Raw genomic sequence first — 1,085 nt, 5'->3', positions numbered from 1 at the left:
CCGACCACGATCCGGCGGTGAGCCCCGATATCACCGTGCCGTAGCTGGACGCCGTCGACCCCAATTCGGCGCCCAGTCCCCGCCAGGCGGCCGATGTTGCGCGCAGTGGTCCCGAGCCGGGGCCGGAATACATTCGCCCAGAGTTGATCTCCGGCGGCAACGCTCCGAAATCCACGTCCTTACACCTCCGCTCGATCAGCCGCCGCACGAATTGTTTTCCGACACCCCCCTTGAGTGCCGGTACACGATATCGTGGCGAGCCGCGAGCCAGCGCTGAGGTTGCCCCGGTTGCCGGCGCTCCGTCGCGGCTGGTCGTGCCGGGGCGCGATGAACCTAAACCTGCTGGTGGATCATCTGGGAGTTGCACCCAAACCAGTCATGAACCGCTGGCATGCCTGCGAAATCAACGTTTTCTTGCAGTTCCCCAAAAGGATTTTCTTCGATTCTAGTCACAAACGGGTAACCCGCCAATCGGCTCGGAACGTGCTGGAGACTTGCTGTGAGGGCGGCTCAGGTGCTTTTCTTCTCGGCCACCGCGGCACTGAGGCCTTCGGCCAGGTCGTCGCCGGTCAGTTCCTTGAACCGCCGCAGTTGATCCTCGCTGAAGTCGGTGACATCGTCGGCCAGTACGGCGTCCAGGTCCGCGTCATCGAGACGGAAACTGCGATGGTCGCGCGCTTTCTCCACCACATTGCGGACGAACCCGGCGTTGCCCAGCACGTCGATGCCACGGATCAGATCACCGTCGTCGGAGATGCTCTCGTCGTCGTAGAACTTCGTGTACGACGGCAGCAGAACATCGGCCGCTTCGTCGGTGATCACGTCCTCGTTTTCGGCGCCCATCAACTGGGTCAGCGCGATCAACTCCGGTGGGGTGTAGCTGTAGAACTCGATCACCGTCGAAAACCGGCGCCGCAGGCCCTGATTCACCTCCAACATCCGGTCCATCGCCTTGGCGTAACCGGCGCCGAACACCACCAGCTCGTCGCGGTGATTCTCCATGTAGAGCAGCAGCGTGTTGATGATCGCATTGCCGTAGGCGTCGCCCTGTGAATACCCGCGCTCGTGCAGGGTGTGCATCTCGT

The 1,085-nt window shown here is 62.3% G+C and carries 1 protein-coding gene and 1 pseudogene; both read right to left on the bottom strand.

Going from position 1 to position 1,085, the window contains the following annotated elements; all coding sequences use genetic code 11:
* Nucleotides 1–133 (bottom strand): PPE domain-containing protein (locus tag AC2VON_RS00430; protein ID WP_486951178.1); only part of this gene is annotated, 133 nt, incomplete at its 3' end.
* A gap of 377 nt (nucleotides 134–510) precedes the next feature.
* A pseudogene (locus tag AC2VON_RS00425) lies at nucleotides 511–1,085 on the bottom strand (type VII secretion AAA-ATPase EccA); the annotation flags it as partial.

The sequence above is a fragment of the Mycobacterium sp. TH-M82 genome (assembly GCF_057473605.1).
Note: the sequence above shows the minus strand (reverse complement) of the source record. Positions and strands in the feature narration are given on the sequence as shown.